This window comes from Vibrio palustris (assembly GCF_024346995.1).
Lineage (GTDB): Bacteria > Pseudomonadota > Gammaproteobacteria > Enterobacterales > Vibrionaceae > Vibrio > Vibrio palustris.
The window spans coordinates 185,558-204,170 of record NZ_AP024888.1 but is presented as its reverse complement, the minus strand read 5'-3'; the positions used below and the strand labels follow the sequence as shown (position 1 = coordinate 204,170).

The following is an 18,613-nucleotide window of genomic DNA, read 5'->3' as shown; positions in this document are numbered from 1 at the left end:
CGCGCAGCCCCGTTCAATTAGGGGCTGCGTATCACTCTTACTTAGTAATGATTTTTAAAGGTACTGGAATCGATTTATCGACCGACTGACCTTTCAAGACTTTATCTGCGGTTTCCACGCCCAACGCACCAATCAAATCTGGCTGCTGAGCAATAGTTGCACCGAGCTTGCCACGTTTCACAGCAGCAATCCCATCTTTGGTGCCATCAAAACCGACAATGAGTACCTTTTTACCTGACGCTTGTACTGCACGCAATGCACCCAATGCCATTTCATCATTTTGCGCAAATACAGCTTGAACATCAGGATGAGCGGCCATTAAGTTTTCCATCACATTCAGCCCTTTAGTACGGTCAAAATCCGCAGGTTGGCTGGCTAATAGATCCATGTGATCTTTCTTAACCACGTTCATAAATCCTTTCCCACGTTCACGCGCAGCCGACGTTCCGGCAATACCTTCTAGCTGGATAACTTTGGCTTTTTGACCCACTTTTTCCATGATGTATTTACCGGCCATTTCACCACCAGCAACGTTATCGGATGCAATGTGCGAAACGACTTTGCCGTGGTTAGCACCGCGATCAAGCGTTAATACTGGGATATGGGAACGATTAGCCAAACGAATCGCATTAGATACCGCATCAGAATCCGTTGGGTTGATTAAAATGGCTTTGACGCCGCGGACGGTCAGATCTTCCACATTCGATAACTCTTTACTGGGATCATTTTGTGAGTCCAATACAATCAAGTTATAACCCAGCTCTTTAGCTTTCGCTTCAGCGCCTTCTTTCATCGAAACAAAGAAAGGATTATTGAGCGTCGAAACAACAATCGCCATCGTGTCTTTGGCATGCGCGGACACAGACATAGTAGAGCCCAATAGTACGGTCGAGATAATCGTGGCAAGCTTTTTCATAATATGATTCCTTATTGTAGGGTAAGGCTAAGTGTTATTTACTTATTTTTATTGTCTACTAGTACAGCTAGCAGAATGACAACCGCTTTCGCGATCATTTGGAAATACGATGATACATCTAATAAATTCAACGCATTATTTAAGAAGCCAATAATCAAGGCACCAATCAAGGTTCCCATAATTTTACCGCGACCGCCCATCAAACTGGTGCCACCTAGAACCACTGCCGCAATGGCGTCTAGTTCATAACCAACACCTGCAGTCGGTTGTGCAGACGACAAACGTGACGTCACTATGATGCCAGCCAATGCCGCAAGCAAACCACATATGGCATACACGCCAATTTTCACGCGATCAACGTTAATCCCGGATAAACGCGTCGCTGACTCATTGCCACCTAAGGCATATACATAACGGCCAAAACGGGTGTGATTGAGGACATACCAAGCTAGGGTAAATACAATCGCCATGATCCATACAGGTACGGGAATATCCAAAATATACCCAGTTCCAAACCAAGCAAACGCATCGCCTGTATCCGTAAATCCAGTAGAAATAGGTCGGCCGTCGGTATACACCATAGTGACACCGCGCAATAACGTCATGGTGACCAAGGTGGCGATGAACGCTTGTACTTTACCTTTTGCAATGATGAGGCCACTCACCGCCCCCAATGCTGCCCCTGCGAGTAAAGAGACAGGTACCGCAATCATCACTGGTACTTCCAAGCCAATCATGGTTGCAGCAAACGCGCCGGATAACGCCAATACTGACCCGACACTCAAATCAATCCCCGCAGTTAAAATCACCAATGTCATGCCAACCGCCATGATGGCGTTCACTGACGTTTGGCGCAGAATGTTCATCAAGTTACCAAAAGTAAAGAAGTGTGGGTTAAGAATTGACACCACTGTAATTAAAAAAATCAATGCAATGAGTGACTTCTGTTCAATAAGACGCTCTTTACTCAACCATTTTTTCTCTGGTTGTTGTTGGGGTTGTTTAGCAGTTTCAGTACTCATGCTGGCTCCTCATTTACAGACTTTTGCAGTGACTTAGGGGATATTTTGTTATTTTTGCCAACGGCACTGGCCATTAGACTTTCTTGATTGGCGTCTTCGCTACTGAATTCGCCGCTGATACGGCCTTCGTGCATTACTAAAATGCGATCGCTCATACCCAGTACTTCTGGCATCTCAGAGGACACCAAAATAATGCTCATACCTTCAGATTTAAATTCGTTAATTAATTGATAAATCTCTTTTTTTGCGCCGACATCCACGCCGCGAGTAGGCTCATCGAGAATCAGTACTTTCGGGCGTGTCATTAATCCTTTCGCAATCGCCACTTTTTGTTGATTACCACCGGATAAATGGCCAATGATCTGTTCGCGCTTCGGCGTTTTGATATTAAATAGGTTGATAAAGTCATCGACCGCTAAACGTTCTTGTGACTGTTGAATATGCAGTCCACGGCTAAAATGAGGCAAGGCACACAAGCTCATATTGTCTTTCACTGACAGTCCAAGCACTAAACCATCGCCTTTACGATCTTCAGAGATATACGCGATACCCGCCCGTAAACCGTCTTGCGGCGAATGAATCTGTAACGCTTTACCGTCTAGCCAAATTTCCCCTTGCGAATGTGGTAACGCCCCGTAAATCATTTTCATTAATTCACTGCGACCCGCCCCCATTAACCCTGATACACCGAGGATTTCACCTTTGTGTAGAGTCAAATCGATATTCTCTATGCCATCACCGCTTAATCCTTTGACTTCTAGACATACGTCGTCACTAGAAGATGCGAGACGTGGATATTGCTCCTCTAATCGACGACCTACCATCAATTCAATCAAATGATCTTCATGGGTATCGGCAACTTCGTATTCCTTAATAAATTGACCGTCACGCAAAATGGTAATGTCATCACAGATATCGAAAATCTCTTTTAAACGATGAGAGATATACACAATGCCACAGCCTTGCTCACGCAATTCACGAATCACTGCGAATAACGAGTCCGTTTCAGTGTCGGTTAACGCATCGGTTGGCTCGTCCATAATGATAACTTTCGATTCAAAAGACAGCGCTTTGGCGATTTCCACCATTTGTTGCTCGCCCAAACTCAAATCACCAAGCGGAGTCTGTGCCGAGTGTTTGACATTTAAACGCTTCAATAACGCATTCGCTTGCTGATACATCTCTTTCCAGAGAATCCGCCCCATCGGAGAGACAATTTCTCTACCTAAGAAGATGTTTTCCGCAATGCTCAATTCAGGAATTAAGTTGAGCTCTTGATGGATGATACTAATTCCAGCATGCTGGGATTCCCGCGGACCTTTGAACTGGACAGGCATACCTTGATATTCAATACTGCCGGCATCTTTTTTATAAATCCCAGTAAGTACTTTCATCAGTGTGGATTTACCCGCGCCGTTTTCTCCCATCAAGGCCATAACGCGGCCGGAGTAAACATTCAAACTCGCTTTATCGAGCGCTTTGACCCCTGGGAAACCTTTTTCTATTTCAGTTAAGGATAAAATTGGCTGACTCATCATCTGTCCTCATTGTTGTTATAGATATGTCGTACAACCGACATTGGACTCAGAATTAAAACGTCACGCCAGCACGCAAAATAATGTTGGCATAGGAAGAACACTCTCCGGTACGTACAACGGCTTTACTCTGTTGCGTTTGCGTCTTAAACGCCTCATGAGAAATATACTCTACGGTAATGGGTTGAGCATGACTTTGGCTTTCTTGTTCCAGTAGTGCTAATAATGCTTGATGTAGCTCTGGGTTCTTTTCTGGCAATTCTTTTGCAACGATCACACTCTCAACCTGTGACTCAGTGAGTAGTGTTTGCACAGTATCAATAAAAGAAGGAATGCCTGCTTTTAGTGCTAAATCGATGCGCTGCACACCGCTAGGAATAGGCAATCCCGCATCACACACCGTATATTCATCGGTGTGGCCCAAAGACGCCACTAAGTTCGACAAAGGAGCATTTAACAATGGTGATTTTTTCATAACTAGGCCTGTGTTCTCTTTTGTACTGATCATTTTTATCGACAAACTATCGTCATCGAAACGTTTCGATGGATAATAAATACAACCAAAAAATTTTGCATCGCCTCTCCAAAAAGAATGTGAATCTGATCGGTCGATTACGATATTACGACCAGTAATTGGTGAGTGGGATCACTGAACTAGGCAAGAAGACGCATAGGATTTTTCGCGGCGCTAACAATCTCGACTTTTGTCACGCTACACTTATAATGACGATGACCCCATAAATGGATATAACAATGATAAAACGTATCGCTTTTTTACTATTAACCACACTGGCTCTATCTGCTTGTGGCGATGATGTTGGCTCTAAAGCATGGTGTTCACACATGGAAGACACACCAAAAACTCAGTGGAGTAGTGATAATGCTATGAGTTACGCCAAGCATTGCTTAATGGGTAATGAAGTCGGTAGCAAAACCTGGTGTAGCAGCATGAAAAGTAAACCTAAGGGTGAATGGACAGTCAACGAAGCGACCTCGTACGCCAAGCACTGTGTACTCTAAGCACTTTGCACGTTTTACCATACAGTGGAGCGTGTACAGACATAAATCACGCTAAAAAAAGAGACGCCTCTGTGGGCGTCTCTTTTTGGTTTATCATTGCACCGCCCTGCGTTTATGCTGAGAGCTTTTCCTTCGCTAATGCTTTGGCGCCTGCAAAATCCATCTTACCTGTGCCTAACACCGGTACGCTATCCACATGAAAAATACGACTCGGTTGCATCAGACTATCCATCCCTTGCTGCGATAATGTCTGTTTCATCTCACTTTCAGGCATCGTGCTTTCCGTGAGCACAATAATCTGCTCGCCTTTTTTCTCGTCCGGCAAATTGACGGCAACAAGATTCAGGTCGCTATCGTTGAGCATCGATTTGATGGCGTGCTCCACCGCACTTAAGCTCACCATTTCGCCCGCGAGTTTAGCGAAACGAGAATAGCGGTCGACAATAGTTAAATAACCATCTTCATCCAAGTGTCCTTTATCGCCGGTTTTATACCACCGCTTACCGTCGAGCTCGACAATAACCTCAGCGGTTTTCTCACTATCTTTTAAATATCCTTGCATGATCTGCGCACCACCTATCATGATCATGCCATCTTCCCCCACAGATAGTGATTCGTAACTCACCGGGTCGACAATACGAAATGTTGTTCCTGGCAATGCCAACCCCACGGTGCCCTCACGAGCCGCTTCTTGAATATAAGCTTGCTCACGAATTAAATGTCCCGGCAAATTGACACTGGCGACCGGAGTGGTTTCTGTCGTGCCATAGCCCTCTAATACCGGCACCATAAAGGTTTCTTGAAAGGCGCTTTTCACATCAGGATCAAGCTTTTCCGCGCCAGAGACCACCGCACGTAATGATTTAAACATCATTGGTTTAATTCGACGGTTCCGTTGATACATACGCAAAAACGTCGAGGTAGCACACATTAAGGTGGCTTGATGTTTAGCGACAGCTTTAGCAATATTGGCGCCATCTGTCGGGTCCGGATGGCAAATAACCGGAATCCCCTCCATCAGCGGTAACATCCCGGTCACAGTCAAACCAAACGCGTGAAAAAGAGGTAAGGTGGCCATAATTCGGTCATCCTCACGTACGTTTAATACATCCGCGACTTGCCGTAAATTGGCCATGATGTTGCGATGACTCAACATCACGCCTTTCGGTTCCCCTTCACTTCCTGACGAAAAGAGAATCGCTGCGGTATCGGTCAACGCTCGCTTCTGGCAATACAACGCGGTCAGCCAAGACGCGGGGAGTCCATACACAGCCAAAGTGGTCAACCATTGCCGTAACTGACTCATATTTCCCATGATATCTTCGAGGTACACCACAGTGCAGCCGTCCAAAATCGTCTCACAATCAATGCCTTTCTGTTGCAACTTTTCGATAAATTTGCGCGATGTCACCACGCTGCTCAGTTCCGCACGCTGCTTAGCCGAAACAATCGCATCAATAGACGCGGTGTAGTTAATATTAACAACCGTTTTACCTGCCATTAACGTCGCCAAATTGGCGAGTAAGCCCGCGCTAGAGGTCGGCACCATCAAACCTAAAGCTTGACCAGGGAGTGATGCAATGTGTTGCTTCATCAATAAGCTGCCGATTAAACAGCGCATATGAGACATCGGTTTACCGGTACTGTCGACAATCGCCCATTTGCTCGGACGCGATTTCGCCGTGGCGATCCAAGTATGTGATAGTGTCTCAAGCGTATCGGCATAGTTCTCCCAACTTGCCACCGACATTTCGAAGACTTTTTGCTTCACTTCGCTCGCGCTAGAGTGAATGTCCATCGGTTCACCAAACGCGACGGTAATATCGCGTTTAATGCCTTTATGACGTACTTTGTCGAGCTTCTTGGTCGAGCGAGAAAAGGCACTCCCCCACATACCACGCAGATAAAATGGAATAATGACGCCATTAGCACCTTCACATGCTAACTCAAACCCTTGTTTAAACTCACCTAGTTGACCTAAATGACTAATGCGACCTTCGGGAAATAGACAAACGGTTTTACCCGCATTAAGTAGCTCGGTAACACGCTGCAATGCAGTTTGGCTGTGTCCCGCCGAAATCGGTATCACCCCAAACCGCTGACAAATCCATTTGAAATACCAACGCTCATAAAGATCTTGAGCCATGACAAAATGTACATGATGAGGGCTTGCCATATGAATCAGCGCCCAATCAAGCCAGCTGATATGGTTGCCTAGTAATAGAACGCCTTGTTCAGATTGAGGAAAATGTTCGAACCCTAGTACTTTCAAGCGATATTTATGACCAATAAGACGCGTTAACACTCCGCGTACTAATGCTTGGGGTAAGCAAATAACCGCCGTCAATGCCATGATCAGACTCAGGACGAGCGCTCCCCACACTAAATACGTACTGTGTAAGCCAACCGTTACAAAGCCATATGTAAGAGCAAGTGCAGCGCTAATCACTAGCGCTTGAAGCATATTTTGGCTAGCCAGTACTCGCCCTAACTCTTTACGTTTAGCTTGAAATTGCAGACGTGCGTGCAATGGCACCACCATCATCGCGCAGCCAAAGCCAATGACAACAAACAGCACAGCGAGCAGAACAGCCATAGTCACGTGTGTCAGTGTCGCCATACTTATACACACTAGGATGGCGCCTGAGGGGATCAGTGACAAATTAATATGGCGTATGGAATGCCTAGCAGCAAAAATTCCTCCCAAGCTAACGCCAACGGCGAACATCGCCAAGATGCCCTGAATCGTTGCATTATGAATGCTAGTTAACTGCGTTTTGGCATAAATGGGAAAAACGGAGATCAATACGGTGGTAAGAAATAAGACACTGCTAATGCCTAACACCGATTGCCATAAGGTTTTATGGCGAATGATACGAACAATTTGTAAAACAAAACCTTGCTCATCAGCGTGTCCCGCCCAAGTAAGCGCAGGCGTAGATACTACATTCGACGACTCTTTCGGCAAGCGCAGCGTATAATAACACTCAAACAATGCCACCATAACCAGCAACCACCCAATACTGGCCACATGCTCTAAAACCCAACCTGATGACTGAACTGGGCTTATCGGTAATAACCCAGCAAAGAGCCATGAACATACCGCACTCCCCATGAGTAATGCCAACATCGATACGGCTAATACCCAGCCATTGCCTACCCCTAAATTTTCATTACCAAACCACTCACGAATGTAACCATATTTAGCGGGCGAGTAGAATGCACTTTGCACCGATAACAAGACTGTTAGCCCTAAGGCGAGATAGAAATGCCCCGTATAATAGCTATAGGTAACGAGTAAGGTGACGATCAGCGCCGCTAGTGCGCTGATACGCATGATGCGTCTTTTGGGATAACGGTCGCAGGCGAATCCTGCTGGCATCAAAACCAACGCAAACGGTAATAACATCAAGCCATTGACCAATACCGTCAACAGTACTTGCTCACTGCCCGAGACGCTCTTGAAAATCGTATTTTGCAGAATGACTTTATGACCAAAATCGACAAATATGTTGGCGAACACCACCAATAGATAGGCGATAAAGCCCTTATTTTTTAATGCTTGATTCATAAACCGCCTCCCAGCTTGCCTGATACTACTCAACATAGACGATAGGTGACGTGGTTAAGTTAGCATCGCATCAAGATAGGTAATATTGGCGTAAATTCAACCAAGTAACACCGTTTATGATAGCGAGGCCCCATACCAGGCTGTTCGTTCACCTTTAGCTAAACAAATCAGTCCTTCGTTTCTTTTCTAAAAATCATTACAATGCGCCGCATTCCATTTCTAGACCTTAACGGGATGCGTAAGATTGAAATTAAGTAAACGATTATCATTGATAGCTCAATGGGCAGAACAGCAAACACAACAGCAGCCCTATGACCATATTTGGGATTGTTGTTGTGACCATGGTTACCTCGGAACTGAACTACTGGAACGCATCCCCACCGCAACCATCCATTTTGTTGATGTCGTTGCGCATCTTATCGAGGATCTCACGCAGCGTCTGCGCACTCATCACACCCAATCTACCAAGAATTGGCAAACACACTGCTTAGATGTCGCCGACCTCCCCTTAGCGCATTACGCTGGTCGTCATTTAGTCATGATTGCCGGTATCGGTGGCGATCTGATGACCACATTTATTGAAGAGATTACGCGCCGCCATCCCAACCTCGAGATTGATTTGATCGTATGTCCTATTCGCCATCACTACACCGTGCGCCGCCGCCTTATGCACGATGACTATCGCCTGCTGCGTGAATCACTGATCGAAGAAAACCAGCGCTACTACGAAGTGTTAAGTGTCTCAAATCATCAAACCGCTGAACCTGTTCACCCTATTGGCTATCATATTTGGCATGCAACCGAGGCACAGCAGCAAAATGTCATTCAAAGGTATTACGACAAGACACTGGCGCATTATGAACGCTTACAACGAGGCGGCAATAAAAATATCGACAAGATATTGGCAGAATACTATGCAATTAGGTGGGCATTTGATTAAACAAAAATAGGCAGGCTGACTTATATTTCAAATTAACGTAACAATTATCTTTGTTGTGTCCATGTACTTTCTTGCTATATTTATGACAATAAAAACCATCTTTAATTAATTGTGATAATAATTTATCTCAATCTCTCATTTATTTTTAAATTAATTACTCATTAAAAAACTATATTCTTAATAAAAATAAAAAGGGTAATAGAATATCTATTACCCTTTAATTGGACGGATTACTTTAGGAGGATTTAAATTAGAACCATGTTTCCATTTGAATAGCGAAGACGGTTTCTTTATTTTCACCCATGCCTTGGTCAATACCATTGATAAGGTAAGAATCTTTAAAATCCGAGCTCCAGTTCACGTAGGTAACCGCGAAGCGAATTTGTGGACGCTCAAAGAAACCACCAGCATTAGACATTTTGAACGTTGGTGCCACGGTTAACTTACCGACACTACCGTTAACGCTATCGCTTCCATTATCAAGATCAAGGTATTGATAGGTAGTTTCATAAGCAATTTCAAAGTTAGGGTTAAACTCTTGCGCTAAACGTACGTTCACTACTGCCCATTTGTACTCATCACCCTCTGCATAACGATCTTTCGAGTATTCAGTAAGTAATGATGGACCGATACGCCAGTTATCAGATAGACGCGTTACACCATTAGTGAAGAAGCGTACCGAGCTCGCATCTGACGTTAAGTTGGAATCTTGGCCAAGATTTTTCACTTCAGCGCCCAAGCCGTGACCGTACATCATGCCGGTTTTGGTCCAACCGTCAGATAAGCCGTAAAAGCTGGTGCCATTATAGTTAATAAAGATATGTTCACCCGTATCGGCAATATCTTCTGTTGTGCTGCGGTTATCATTATCTTTAGACACAATACCGTTCAACATGACTTGCAAAGGACCAAAATGGTTATTCCACGTCAGGGTATAGGCTTCCATATCATCGTTTTCTGGAGTACGAGTACCTTCAGGCAAGTCGGAGTAATCATTGGCCACTAGCGAGAAGTTTGAGGTCCAGTTATCGGCCATTTTAACATCGTAGATACCGCCACCAGTACCCGCGAGGTAAATCACATCCGAGTCAATAAACTCAATGTTGAAGTTTTCGCGGTCATGACGTCGACCGGCCCATAATGTTGAGCCACGGAAGGCTTCTGAGTCTTGAAAAGCCGCGATATCAGACAGTTCCACATATACCTGACGAATATTTACGTTAGCATCATGCCACGCATTTTCTGACTCTTCACCTTCAGAGAACATCACGCGGTAGTAAGAGCGTGTGCCGTTATCTGCCATGCTGCTGTGCGCTAGGTTAGTATCAACGTAAGTATCATCTTCTAAACCTAAACGACCAAAAAATGCACCAACGTTGCTACCGATGGACATCTGCGGACCGATGTTATTTAAGCCACCGCCAGCACCGTGACCATCTTGGTCAATATTTAAACCTGAACGGGCATAACCAAAAAACTGAAACCCATCAGCAATCGATTGTAAAGTGTCAGATTGCTCTTTATTGTCTTGAACTTCCTGTTTAGTTTGCGCAAGTTGTGCTTCAAGCTCACTAACACGCTGCTCAAGTGATTGCGAAGGCGCCGCTAGAGCGTTGTGTAGAGGGAATAGCGCACACGCAACCGAAAGTGCTAGTAAGGCATTTTTTCTCTTCATTGATGTTCTCCTAGGGTATTATTATTACCTTTGCTAAAACATTAAGCACACGCTATTACAGACAACATTTTGGCATTAATAATAAATTTATTAATGGGGAAAACGTTGTTCTTATTTATCGTAAAACTCAATATCTATTAAAGGTATGTTTATCTTTCAGACTTTGTTTTATTTATGCTGAGATAATATATTTATATTGAAAAATAATCTTGTGCATAAAATATAAAATATGGTTGTGATCACGCAAAAATTAAGAATGTTTATAGAAAACAATACCAACAACTCATTTTTTATCTTTGTCAGTCCTTTACAGCGAAAACATCCACAAGATAAACAGCTTATGTAATATCCACTAAGCAAAATAAGGGAAAAAACGAGTTCATATTTTTTATATGGTAAAATAAATAAACATGACTACTATCACTTAATAAAATAGCAAATGGAGATCATTATCAAAGTAATAGTAAAAAAAATGCAGTACGGGCGTACTGCATTTAAGCAAAAGAAAAGAATAGAGGTTATACGTTTTCCCACCCCACCATACTGGCTTGTTTTCCTAACACCTGTAGTGACACCACAAAATCACTTGGCTTTTGTGCCATGCCATAACAGATGTGTACAGGCATCAAATGTTCTTCACGTGGATGACAAAATTGTGCTCCCGGCGCTTGATTCCATTCAATAAAGCGTTGGGTACGCTGAGCTTCATCCAATTGTGTACTGGAACATGTTTCTTGTAGCCAAACATCGAACGCTTCATTTTGTTCTTTGACGACCCCAGTGTTAGGAGCGCCAAATGCCCGCATATTGTGAAATGAGAATCCGGAACCAATTACAAGCAAGTTATCATAATCAAGCTCAGCTAATGCGGCGCCAAGATCAACATGCTGCGTTGCATCAAGTCCGGCCACTAAAGAAAGCTCAACCACTGGAATAGAAGCATCTGGATACATCAACATAAGGGGAACAAAAACACCATGATCCCAGCCGCGCTGCGTATCCAGTTTAGCATCAACTCCCGAGCTCTTAAGACAATCGTATATTTCCTGGGCAAGCTTTGGTTCACCTGGAGCTGGATAGGTCAACTCATAGGTCTCAGCTGGAAATCCATAGTAATCATAAATTAATGATGGATGGGCTCCAGCAGTAATCGTTGGGACTTTTTCTTCCCAATGGGCACTAATCACTAAAATAGCCGAAGGCTTTGCTAGACGCCCCGCTAAGGCTTGTAACTCTGTCACCATTTCTGCATGCGAGGCATCACCTAATAACGGCATAGGGCCACCACCATGCGCAATATAGGCAATTGTTTTTTGATGTATTGTCATTATTTTCCCTTATCATTGGCAACGTCTTTATCGCTGCTGATACTATAGTGCTCTTTTGTTAGCCTCCACGTGAAATATTAGATGTATTTGTTCTAAAAGCATGATGCAAAAAGGCTCTGCGAATCGCAGAGCCTTTGTATTGGACATCAAGCTAATAGGCTATACACGCAAGATCGCTGTTAATGACCGTCACTTGCGGGCTTTTTCGTTAAAAAGATGAAGGGAGCAGCGACAAAAAATAGCGCCGTTAAAATCACAAAGATATCAATCGTCGACAGCATATAGGATTGGGTCGTAATCGTCCCATTCATCGACGCCAGCATAGACTGACCACCCTGTTGAATATCGTCCTGAACCAATGGGTTATATGGGTTAATATGCTGACTTAACACAGAATGATGCAAACTTGCTCCATGAGACCAATACCAAGTCGTTAACGAGGACGCGAAACTTGCCCCGATCGTACGAATAAAGGTCGACAGTGAGGCCGCATCGGAAACATCAGAGCCACTTAAGTCAGACAGTAAGATCGTCGTCATCGGCATAAAGAATAACGCGATACCGATTCCCATAAACAACTGAACGAGTGCGATAGAACCAAAATCCACCTCGGTATTAAATCCGGCACGCATTAGACAACTGGCTCCAATCACTACAAAGGCTCCAGCCGCCAACATACGCATATCCACTTTATGTCCGAAGCGACCTAATATCGGTGTTAAAAACAATGGAATAACGCCCATAGGCGCACAGGCGAGCCCCGCCCATAAGGCGGTATACCCGAGTTGTTGTTGCAACCACTGCGGTAACAATAGATTAATACTAAAAAAGCCAGAATAGCCTATCGTCAACAAAATGGTTCCAAAGCAAAAACTGCGGTTTTTAAACAACCTTAAGTTAATAATCGGATTATCATCGGTTAGCTCCCAAATAATCATAAAGATAATCATGACAGCCGCAAAAATAGAACCGGCGACAATCCAATCGTTATCAAACCAATCTAATTCATTCCCTTTATCAAGGACAATTTGCAAGACACCGACACCTAATGCCATGGTCGCCAATCCGACATAATCAAGCTTGGTCCGTTCAGTCTGCTGCGCACGACCACGTAATTGTGTCGTCAACACCATCACCGAAAAAATACCAATCGGGATATTGATAAAGAATATCCATGGCCAGCTGTAATCATAGGTTAACCAGCCACCAAGAATGGGACCAACAATCGGTCCAACCACGGCAACCATACCAATTAGTGCTAATGCCATATGACGCTTATCTTTGGGAAAGATAGACATTAACAAAACTTGACTCATAGGAAACAGAGGCGCCGCCGCTAATCCTTGGAAAGTCCGAAAGAGAACCAACTCCCCCATACTTTGCGCAATACCACACAAAAACGACAGGACACTGAAGGCAATCAAAGCGCCTAAATACAGACGTACTTCCCCCACACGACGACTTAGCCATGCGGTAATCGGCAAACCAATCGCATTACTGACCGTAAAGGAGGTGATAACCCACGTCCCTTGATTGGCACTCACCCCCATATTTCCGGCGATCGTCGGCAGCGACACATTAGCAATCGTCGTATCAAGCACCTGCATGAACACCCCCAACGCAATAGCGAATACACACAATGGCATATTATCGGGGCGGAATTGTTGCTGATCGCTCATAACAAACCCTTATTACTCTTTTGCCAAATATTGCTTAGAACCCGCATCATTTTCCGCGATGATGGTCTTAATCATAGGGTTAATACCGGCTAAAGATTGGTGATAGACATTGGTTTTAAAACGCGCTTTGTTAGAGCTCACTTTGGAGAGCAATGGTCCATCTTGGTTATCAGTATGCACGTCGACAATCATCGATAAACCAATACGCAGAGGATGCTTAGCCAGCTCTTTTTTATCAAGTTCAATACGTACAGGTAAACGCTGCACCACTTTAATCCAGTTACCTGTTGCGTTTTGCGCGGGTAGCACAGAAAACGCGCTGCCAGTCCCAATACCAAGACTCTGTACTTTGCCATGAAATTTCACATCTTCACCGTAGATATCCGATGTTAGCGTTACCTTTTGGCCAATACGCATGTCATGGAGCTGGGTTTCTTTGAAGTTCGCGTCAACCCACACTTGCTCTAACGGTACCACTGTCATTAGTTTTGATGACTGCGAAACACGTTGACCCACTTGCACATTGCGCTTTGCTACATAGCCAGAAACAGGCGCCACCATCACCGTACGCTTTTTCGTTAAGAAGGTTTTTTTAACATTCGCAATCGCCGATTTCACTAGCGGGTGATCGCTCACTGTAGTGTTATGTACGGCCGCTTCACGCGATTCAAGTGTTTGTTTAGCCGCAGCCAACTCTTGATCCGCTGAACTCATGACATCACGCGAATGGCTCAATTCTTCGCGAGATAAACCGCCGGCTTTAACCATGTTTTTACGACGTTGGTAATCTCGTTGCGCTTTATGAAAAGCAATCGTTTTGCTTTTTACTACCGCTTTGGCTTGCTCTAAATCATTAAACAGTGAACGGACTTGACGTACCGTTTGACCAAGATTGGCTTTGGATTGTTCAAATGCAATCTTGGCATCGGCATCATCAAGGTAAACCAATGGCTGGCCTTTTTTGACATAATCACCATCTTCCACATTAATTCGCGTCACGGTGCCAGTGATTTCAGGTGTGATTTGCACAAGGTTACCGTCGACATACGCGTCTTCTGTGGTTTGCTCGCCAGTGACAAAAGCAAAATAATACCCAGCCGAACACACGGCAATAACCAACAGGATAACCGCAAAAATCGTTAAGCCTTTCTTACGCTTTTGCGCATTCTCAGAAGTGTTAGGTTCATGTTTATCTTGTTGCATTTTATTTAACCTTCACGTGTTGTTGTTCTGTTTTACCGGAATGTTCTGTCGTAGTTGAATGTTCTGCGGTGCCGGATTGTTGATTGTTGGGTTCATAGAAACCACCACCCAATACTTTCACTAACATGACTTGTTTTTCTTGTTGCTGATTCTGTAACGTAACTAATGCGGATTCAGCATGCAGTAAACGTTGCTCCGCCACCAATACATCTAAATGGCTTCCCATCCCTGACTGATAGCGTTTCTCATTAATGTGATAACTTTTCTCAGCCAATTGCACACTGAGTTTGGCGTCATCTAATTGTTGTTCTGCCGATTTCAACGCCATAATGGTATCGGACACATCTCCTAGTGCTTTGACTAAGGTGCGGTTATATTGAGCGACAGCCGTATCATAATCGGCGGTTTTTCTGATGTAGTCCGCTTTCAAGTTTTTAGTGAAAATAGGTAATGAAATCGCGGGCGCGACATGCCATGAGCGGCTAGGATCTTCAAACATCGCATCCCCTAACACGGCTTTAAATCCGGCCATAGCACTTAGGTTTAAGTTCGGATAAAACTTGGTCTTCGCTGCCGCAATATTTTTGGTCGCAGCTTCGACTCGCCATTTAGCCGCAACTAAATCAGGTCGATGGGCCAATAGGTTGGCAGGTAAATGCTTAGGCAGAGCTAATTGTGTCGTTAAAACTGCCGTTGGGCGTTTAATCGATTTTGCCACATCTGGCCCTTGCCCTATCATTGTTGCCAACGCATTTTTCAGCTGATTGACCGCTAAATGGCGTTTTTTAAGATCTTGTTTGGCGGAGGCTTCATTACTTTGCGTGGTATATAAACGATCTTTCGATGTTAATCCGTTATCCAAAAGTTGCTGAGTAATCGATACAATATGGCGGGTACGATCATAATCTTTCTGTGCTAAATCTAATAAGTGATAAGCACTGGCCAGTTTGACATAAGTGCTCACAATACTGCTTGCAACCGTAATATTCGCCGCTTGATGATCCACCGCAGCCGCATGCTGAGCATTCACGCTTGCTTCCCATGCATCCCGCTGACCGCCCCATAAATCAAACGTATATTGGCCACTTAAGCCTAAGTCATACACTGTGGTATAACGACTACCTTGAAAAAGCGGATCTTCTGAGCGTGATAACCGTGAGCGAGTCACACCACCTTGTGCAGATAATTGTGGTTCAAACTGGGCATCTGCCGCCATCACCGATGCTGAGGCTTTACGTAAATTGGCATTCGCCATTTGAATGGTTGGGCTGTGCTTCATCGCAAGCTTAATCAACTCATTGAGTTGTTCATCATGTAATGATTTCCACCATTGCTGCTTCGGCCAATCTGCCGATGACAGGGATTCATTGTCTAACTGCTGGCTATGCGCAAGAACCGAAGATTTATTGAGCTTATTTGCCGGTTTAATATCACTGGGCGCGGTGCATCCGTACAACAAGGTGACAGATATCATCGCCGCCAACGGCTTGAGTATTGTCTTCATTTCTTACCTCTTACTAATGTGTTCATGCCATCATCACCTAACGCCGACGCAACAATTTTTTGTAAACAATGGCGCATCTGTTGCTGTTCTTCAGCCGTTAATACGTGTTCTAAGTCGTCAAGGGCGCCATGTACGATGGGCTTGGATTGCTCAATGAGTTGCTGACCTTTTTCCGTGAGACCCAGTAAACATGAACGCCGATCTTCTGGATCAGGGAAACGTGTTATTAAATCTTTAAGGAGCAAGCGATCAACCATGCGTGTAATGCTACTTTTATCGACATTAAGCATCTTGCCGATGTCTGAAGGACGGTAATTATGGAGATTATCGATCTGAAAAAGCACCTTAGCTTGCGTGGCCGTAATCTCTTCAATGAGATCGGCTGATGCTAAAGCATGATCAATGAATCGGTCTTTTATGCTGCAAGACTTGCCCAAGAGAAAACCGATATTATCCATAAGCAAGGCATAACATTCATGTTCTTTGGTGTCGTTTGACATATGTACACCTTTGGTTGTCATGTCAATAGTTGCAATGGCAACTAAATATAAAGATCACATCCTACGCCGTCAATCACTTTCTACAGCACGTGAAATAATTCTTCTCACAACCTTAAAAGAATAAGTTTACTCTAATGTATTAATTTCAATACACCTTCAAGTTTCGGTTAATAAACAGGCAAGTCTCATCGAACAATATCGTCGACATAAAAAAACGGCCAGCAAGCTGACCGTTTTTAAAAGAGCACAACCACCAAATTAAGCGGCTTGTTGCTCTCCTTCCACTTCTGGATGATGTTCTTGCTTTAGTAGACGACTGGTAATAGTACCCGCCGTCATTGACCCCGAAACATTCAGCGCAGTACGTGCCATATCAATCAACGGCTCAATCGAAATCAAGAGCGCGGCGATGGTGACAGGCAATCCCATGGCTGGCAATACGATAAGCGCGGCAAACGTTGCACCGCCACCTACACCGGCAATACCGAAAGAACTGATAGTAATCATGGCGATAAGCGAACCAATAAATTGAATATTCATCGGATCAATTCCCACTGTTGGTGCGGCCATAATCGCCAGCATAGCCGGGTAAATACCCGCACAGCCATTTTGTCCAATAGTGGCACCAAATGAAGCGGCTAAGTTAGCAATCGCTGGCGGCACGTTCAGTTTGGTAATTTGGGCTTCTACGTTCAACGGAATAGTTGCCGCCGAGCTACGTGAACTAAAGGCAAACGTCAGTACGGGCCATATGCGCTTAAAGTACGTTTTAGGGCTCACGCCAACGAAAGAAACCAATAAACCGTGCACAAGGAACATTAAGAAAATGGCTAGGTAAGAGGCAACGATAAAGCCTAACAACTTCAAAATATCGTTAACGCTTGATGTTGCAATCACTTTCGTCATTAGCGCAGCAATGCCGTAAGGCGTAATAGCCATCACCATTTTAACTAAACGCATCACGACCGCTTGTAGGCTTTCTACAAACGTCCGAATAGGCGCTTCTAATTCTTCTTTTTCGATCATGACTTTGCGCGCGGCAATACCAGAAAGTACACCAAAAAGTACAACGGCAATAATAGACGTCGCACGGGCACCAGTCAGATCAGCAAACGGGTTAGTTGGAATAAAGCTGACTAACATTTGTGGAATAGTCAAATCAGCAACCGTTGACGCGCGTGAGGTAATCGAGGCTAAACGTGCAGTTTCACGAGCACCTTCGGTGAGGCCAGCGGCCGTCAAACCAAACATATGCGCCATAAAAATACCAATCACCGCAGCAATGGCTGTTGTAAATAGCAAAATACCAATGGTTAACGTCGAAATTTTACCTAAAGAGCCATTTTTATCTAACCGCACGACGGCAGAGATCATTGAGACTAATACCAATGGCATGATGACCATTTTTAGTAAACCGACATATCCTTTACCCGCAATGGCAACCCAAGATAAAACAAGTTCGGTTTCTGCTTGTCCTTCGCCAAGGAAAAACTGTAGGCCAAGGCCAAATAAACTACCTAACACCAGTCCTATTAAGACAAGGCGTGAAAGCGTATTGGATTTTTTCTGAAAGTTAAAAATAACGGCCAGAATGCCAACAAATATCGCTAATGACACGATCACTGCAATTGACATACAACTCCCCAGAGTTCAAAACGGTTGTTAAAAAGTGAATGCGCATGATAACGCGTCACTGATAAATTTCTCCCGATTTATCCTC

The 18,613-nt window shown here is 44.2% G+C and carries 14 protein-coding genes; 2 read left to right on the top strand and 12 right to left on the bottom strand.

What is annotated here, in order from left to right:
* Window positions 1-37: 37 nt before the first annotated feature.
* From rbsB to rbsD, 4 genes are read right to left on the bottom strand one after another with little or no spacing between them, the layout of a single operon-like run.
* Entirely contained in the window at window positions 38-916 is an 879-nt protein-coding gene (gene rbsB / locus OCU30_RS13310; RefSeq protein ID WP_077314567.1) for a ribose ABC transporter substrate-binding protein RbsB, read from the bottom strand.
* Between the two features lie 38 nt (window positions 917-954).
* Window positions 955-1,938, bottom strand: coding sequence for a ribose ABC transporter permease (rbsC, locus tag OCU30_RS13305; protein WP_077314568.1), 984 nt, complete (start codon window positions 1,936-1,938; stop codon window positions 955-957).
* The gene (gene rbsA, locus OCU30_RS13300) at window positions 1,935-3,473 is read right to left on the bottom strand and encodes a ribose ABC transporter ATP-binding protein RbsA (RefSeq protein WP_077315089.1); all 1,539 of its coding nucleotides are present in this window, start codon (window positions 3,471-3,473) and stop codon (window positions 1,935-1,937) included. The genes rbsC and rbsA overlap by 4 nt, the downstream gene beginning before the upstream one ends.
* A 55-nt stretch (window positions 3,474-3,528) precedes the next feature.
* Window positions 3,529-3,948 (bottom strand): D-ribose pyranase, encoded by a 420-nt coding sequence (gene rbsD, locus OCU30_RS13295; RefSeq protein ID WP_077314569.1) that lies wholly within the window; start codon window positions 3,946-3,948, stop codon window positions 3,529-3,531.
* Window positions 3,949-4,229: 281 nt separating this feature from the next.
* Here rbsD and OCU30_RS13290 point away from each other — a divergent pair, with 281 nt between their 5' ends.
* Window positions 4,230-4,493, top strand: coding sequence for a DUF3012 domain-containing protein (locus OCU30_RS13290; protein WP_077315090.1), 264 nt, complete (start codon window positions 4,230-4,232; stop codon window positions 4,491-4,493).
* A gap of 112 nt (window positions 4,494-4,605) precedes the next feature.
* On the opposite strand, the gene OCU30_RS13285 is transcribed toward OCU30_RS13290, so the two are convergent.
* Window positions 4,606-8,064 (bottom strand): acyl-[ACP]--phospholipid O-acyltransferase, encoded by a 3,459-nt coding sequence (locus OCU30_RS13285; RefSeq protein WP_077314570.1) that lies wholly within the window; start codon window positions 8,062-8,064, stop codon window positions 4,606-4,608.
* Window positions 8,065-8,308: 244 nt separating this feature from the next.
* Here OCU30_RS13285 and OCU30_RS13280 point away from each other — a divergent pair, with 244 nt between their 5' ends.
* Window positions 8,309-9,004, top strand: coding sequence for a tRNA (adenine(22)-N(1))-methyltransferase (locus tag OCU30_RS13280; protein WP_077314571.1), 696 nt, complete (start codon window positions 8,309-8,311; stop codon window positions 9,002-9,004).
* Between the two features lie 250 nt (window positions 9,005-9,254).
* Here OCU30_RS13280 and OCU30_RS13275 read toward each other — a convergent pair whose 3' ends face one another.
* The 7 genes from OCU30_RS13275 to OCU30_RS13245 all read right to left on the bottom strand — a co-directional run bounded on the left by OCU30_RS13275 (window position 9,255) and on the right by OCU30_RS13245 (window position 18,528).
* The gene (locus tag OCU30_RS13275) at window positions 9,255-10,679 is read right to left on the bottom strand and encodes a carbohydrate porin (RefSeq protein WP_077314572.1); all 1,425 of its coding nucleotides are present in this window, start codon (window positions 10,677-10,679) and stop codon (window positions 9,255-9,257) included.
* A gap of 518 nt (window positions 10,680-11,197) precedes the next feature.
* On the bottom strand, window positions 11,198-12,007 hold the full coding sequence (locus tag OCU30_RS13270; RefSeq protein ID WP_205408804.1) for a DODA-type extradiol aromatic ring-opening family dioxygenase: 810 nt from the start codon (window positions 12,005-12,007) through the stop codon (window positions 11,198-11,200).
* 179 nt (window positions 12,008-12,186) lie between these two features.
* Window positions 12,187-13,686: a DHA2 family efflux MFS transporter permease subunit gene (locus OCU30_RS13265; protein ID WP_077314573.1), complete on the bottom strand. Its 1,500-nt coding sequence runs from the start codon at window positions 13,684-13,686 to the stop codon at window positions 12,187-12,189.
* Between the two features lie 12 nt (window positions 13,687-13,698).
* Entirely contained in the window at window positions 13,699-14,889 is a 1,191-nt protein-coding gene (locus OCU30_RS13260) for an HlyD/EmrA/EmrK family protein (protein WP_077314574.1), read from the bottom strand.
* Between the two features lies 1 nt (window position 14,890).
* On the bottom strand, window positions 14,891-16,393 hold the full coding sequence (locus tag OCU30_RS13255; protein ID WP_077314575.1) for an efflux transporter outer membrane subunit: 1,503 nt from the start codon (window positions 16,391-16,393) through the stop codon (window positions 14,891-14,893).
* Window positions 16,390-16,893 (bottom strand): MarR family winged helix-turn-helix transcriptional regulator, encoded by a 504-nt coding sequence (locus tag OCU30_RS13250; RefSeq protein WP_159439135.1) that lies wholly within the window; start codon window positions 16,891-16,893, stop codon window positions 16,390-16,392. The genes OCU30_RS13255 and OCU30_RS13250 overlap by 4 nt, the downstream gene beginning before the upstream one ends.
* A gap of 258 nt (window positions 16,894-17,151) precedes the next feature.
* Window positions 17,152-18,528 carry an L-cystine transporter gene (locus OCU30_RS13245; protein ID WP_077314577.1) on the bottom strand — a complete coding sequence of 459 codons (1,377 nt, stop codon included), beginning with the start codon at window positions 18,526-18,528 and terminating at the stop codon, window positions 17,152-17,154.
* Window positions 18,529-18,613 lie beyond the last annotated feature (85 nt).

Excerpts from the sequence above, each read along its gene's own strand:
- OCU30_RS13275 (WP_077314572.1), bottom strand. The coding sequence starts at position 10,679 with ATGAAGAGAAAAAATGCCTTACTAGCACTTTCGGTTGCGTGTGCGCTA.
- OCU30_RS13260 (WP_077314574.1), bottom strand. The coding sequence starts at position 14,889 with ATGCAACAAGATAAACATGAACCTAACACTTCTGAGAATGCGCAAAAG.
- OCU30_RS13265 (WP_077314573.1), bottom strand. The coding sequence starts at position 13,686 with ATGAGCGATCAGCAACAATTCCGCCCCGATAATATGCCATTGTGTGTA.
- rbsB (WP_077314567.1), bottom strand. The coding sequence starts at position 916 with ATGAAAAAGCTTGCCACGATTATCTCGACCGTACTATTGGGCTCTACT.
- rbsA (WP_077315089.1), bottom strand. The coding sequence starts at position 3,473 with ATGAGTCAGCCAATTTTATCCTTAACTGAAATAGAAAAAGGTTTCCCA.
- OCU30_RS13270 (WP_205408804.1), bottom strand. The coding sequence starts at position 12,007 with ATGACAATACATCAAAAAACAATTGCCTATATTGCGCATGGTGGTGGC.
- OCU30_RS13245 (WP_077314577.1), bottom strand. The coding sequence starts at position 18,528 with ATGTCAATTGCAGTGATCGTGTCATTAGCGATATTTGTTGGCATTCTG.
- OCU30_RS13255 (WP_077314575.1), bottom strand. The coding sequence starts at position 16,393 with ATGAAGACAATACTCAAGCCGTTGGCGGCGATGATATCTGTCACCTTG.
- rbsC (WP_077314568.1), bottom strand. The coding sequence starts at position 1,938 with ATGAGTACTGAAACTGCTAAACAACCCCAACAACAACCAGAGAAAAAA.
- OCU30_RS13250 (WP_159439135.1), bottom strand. The coding sequence starts at position 16,893 with ATGTCAAACGACACCAAAGAACATGAATGTTATGCCTTGCTTATGGAT.
- rbsD (WP_077314569.1), bottom strand. The coding sequence starts at position 3,948 with ATGAAAAAATCACCATTGTTAAATGCTCCTTTGTCGAACTTAGTGGCG.
- OCU30_RS13285 (WP_077314570.1), bottom strand. The coding sequence starts at position 8,064 with ATGAATCAAGCATTAAAAAATAAGGGCTTTATCGCCTATCTATTGGTG.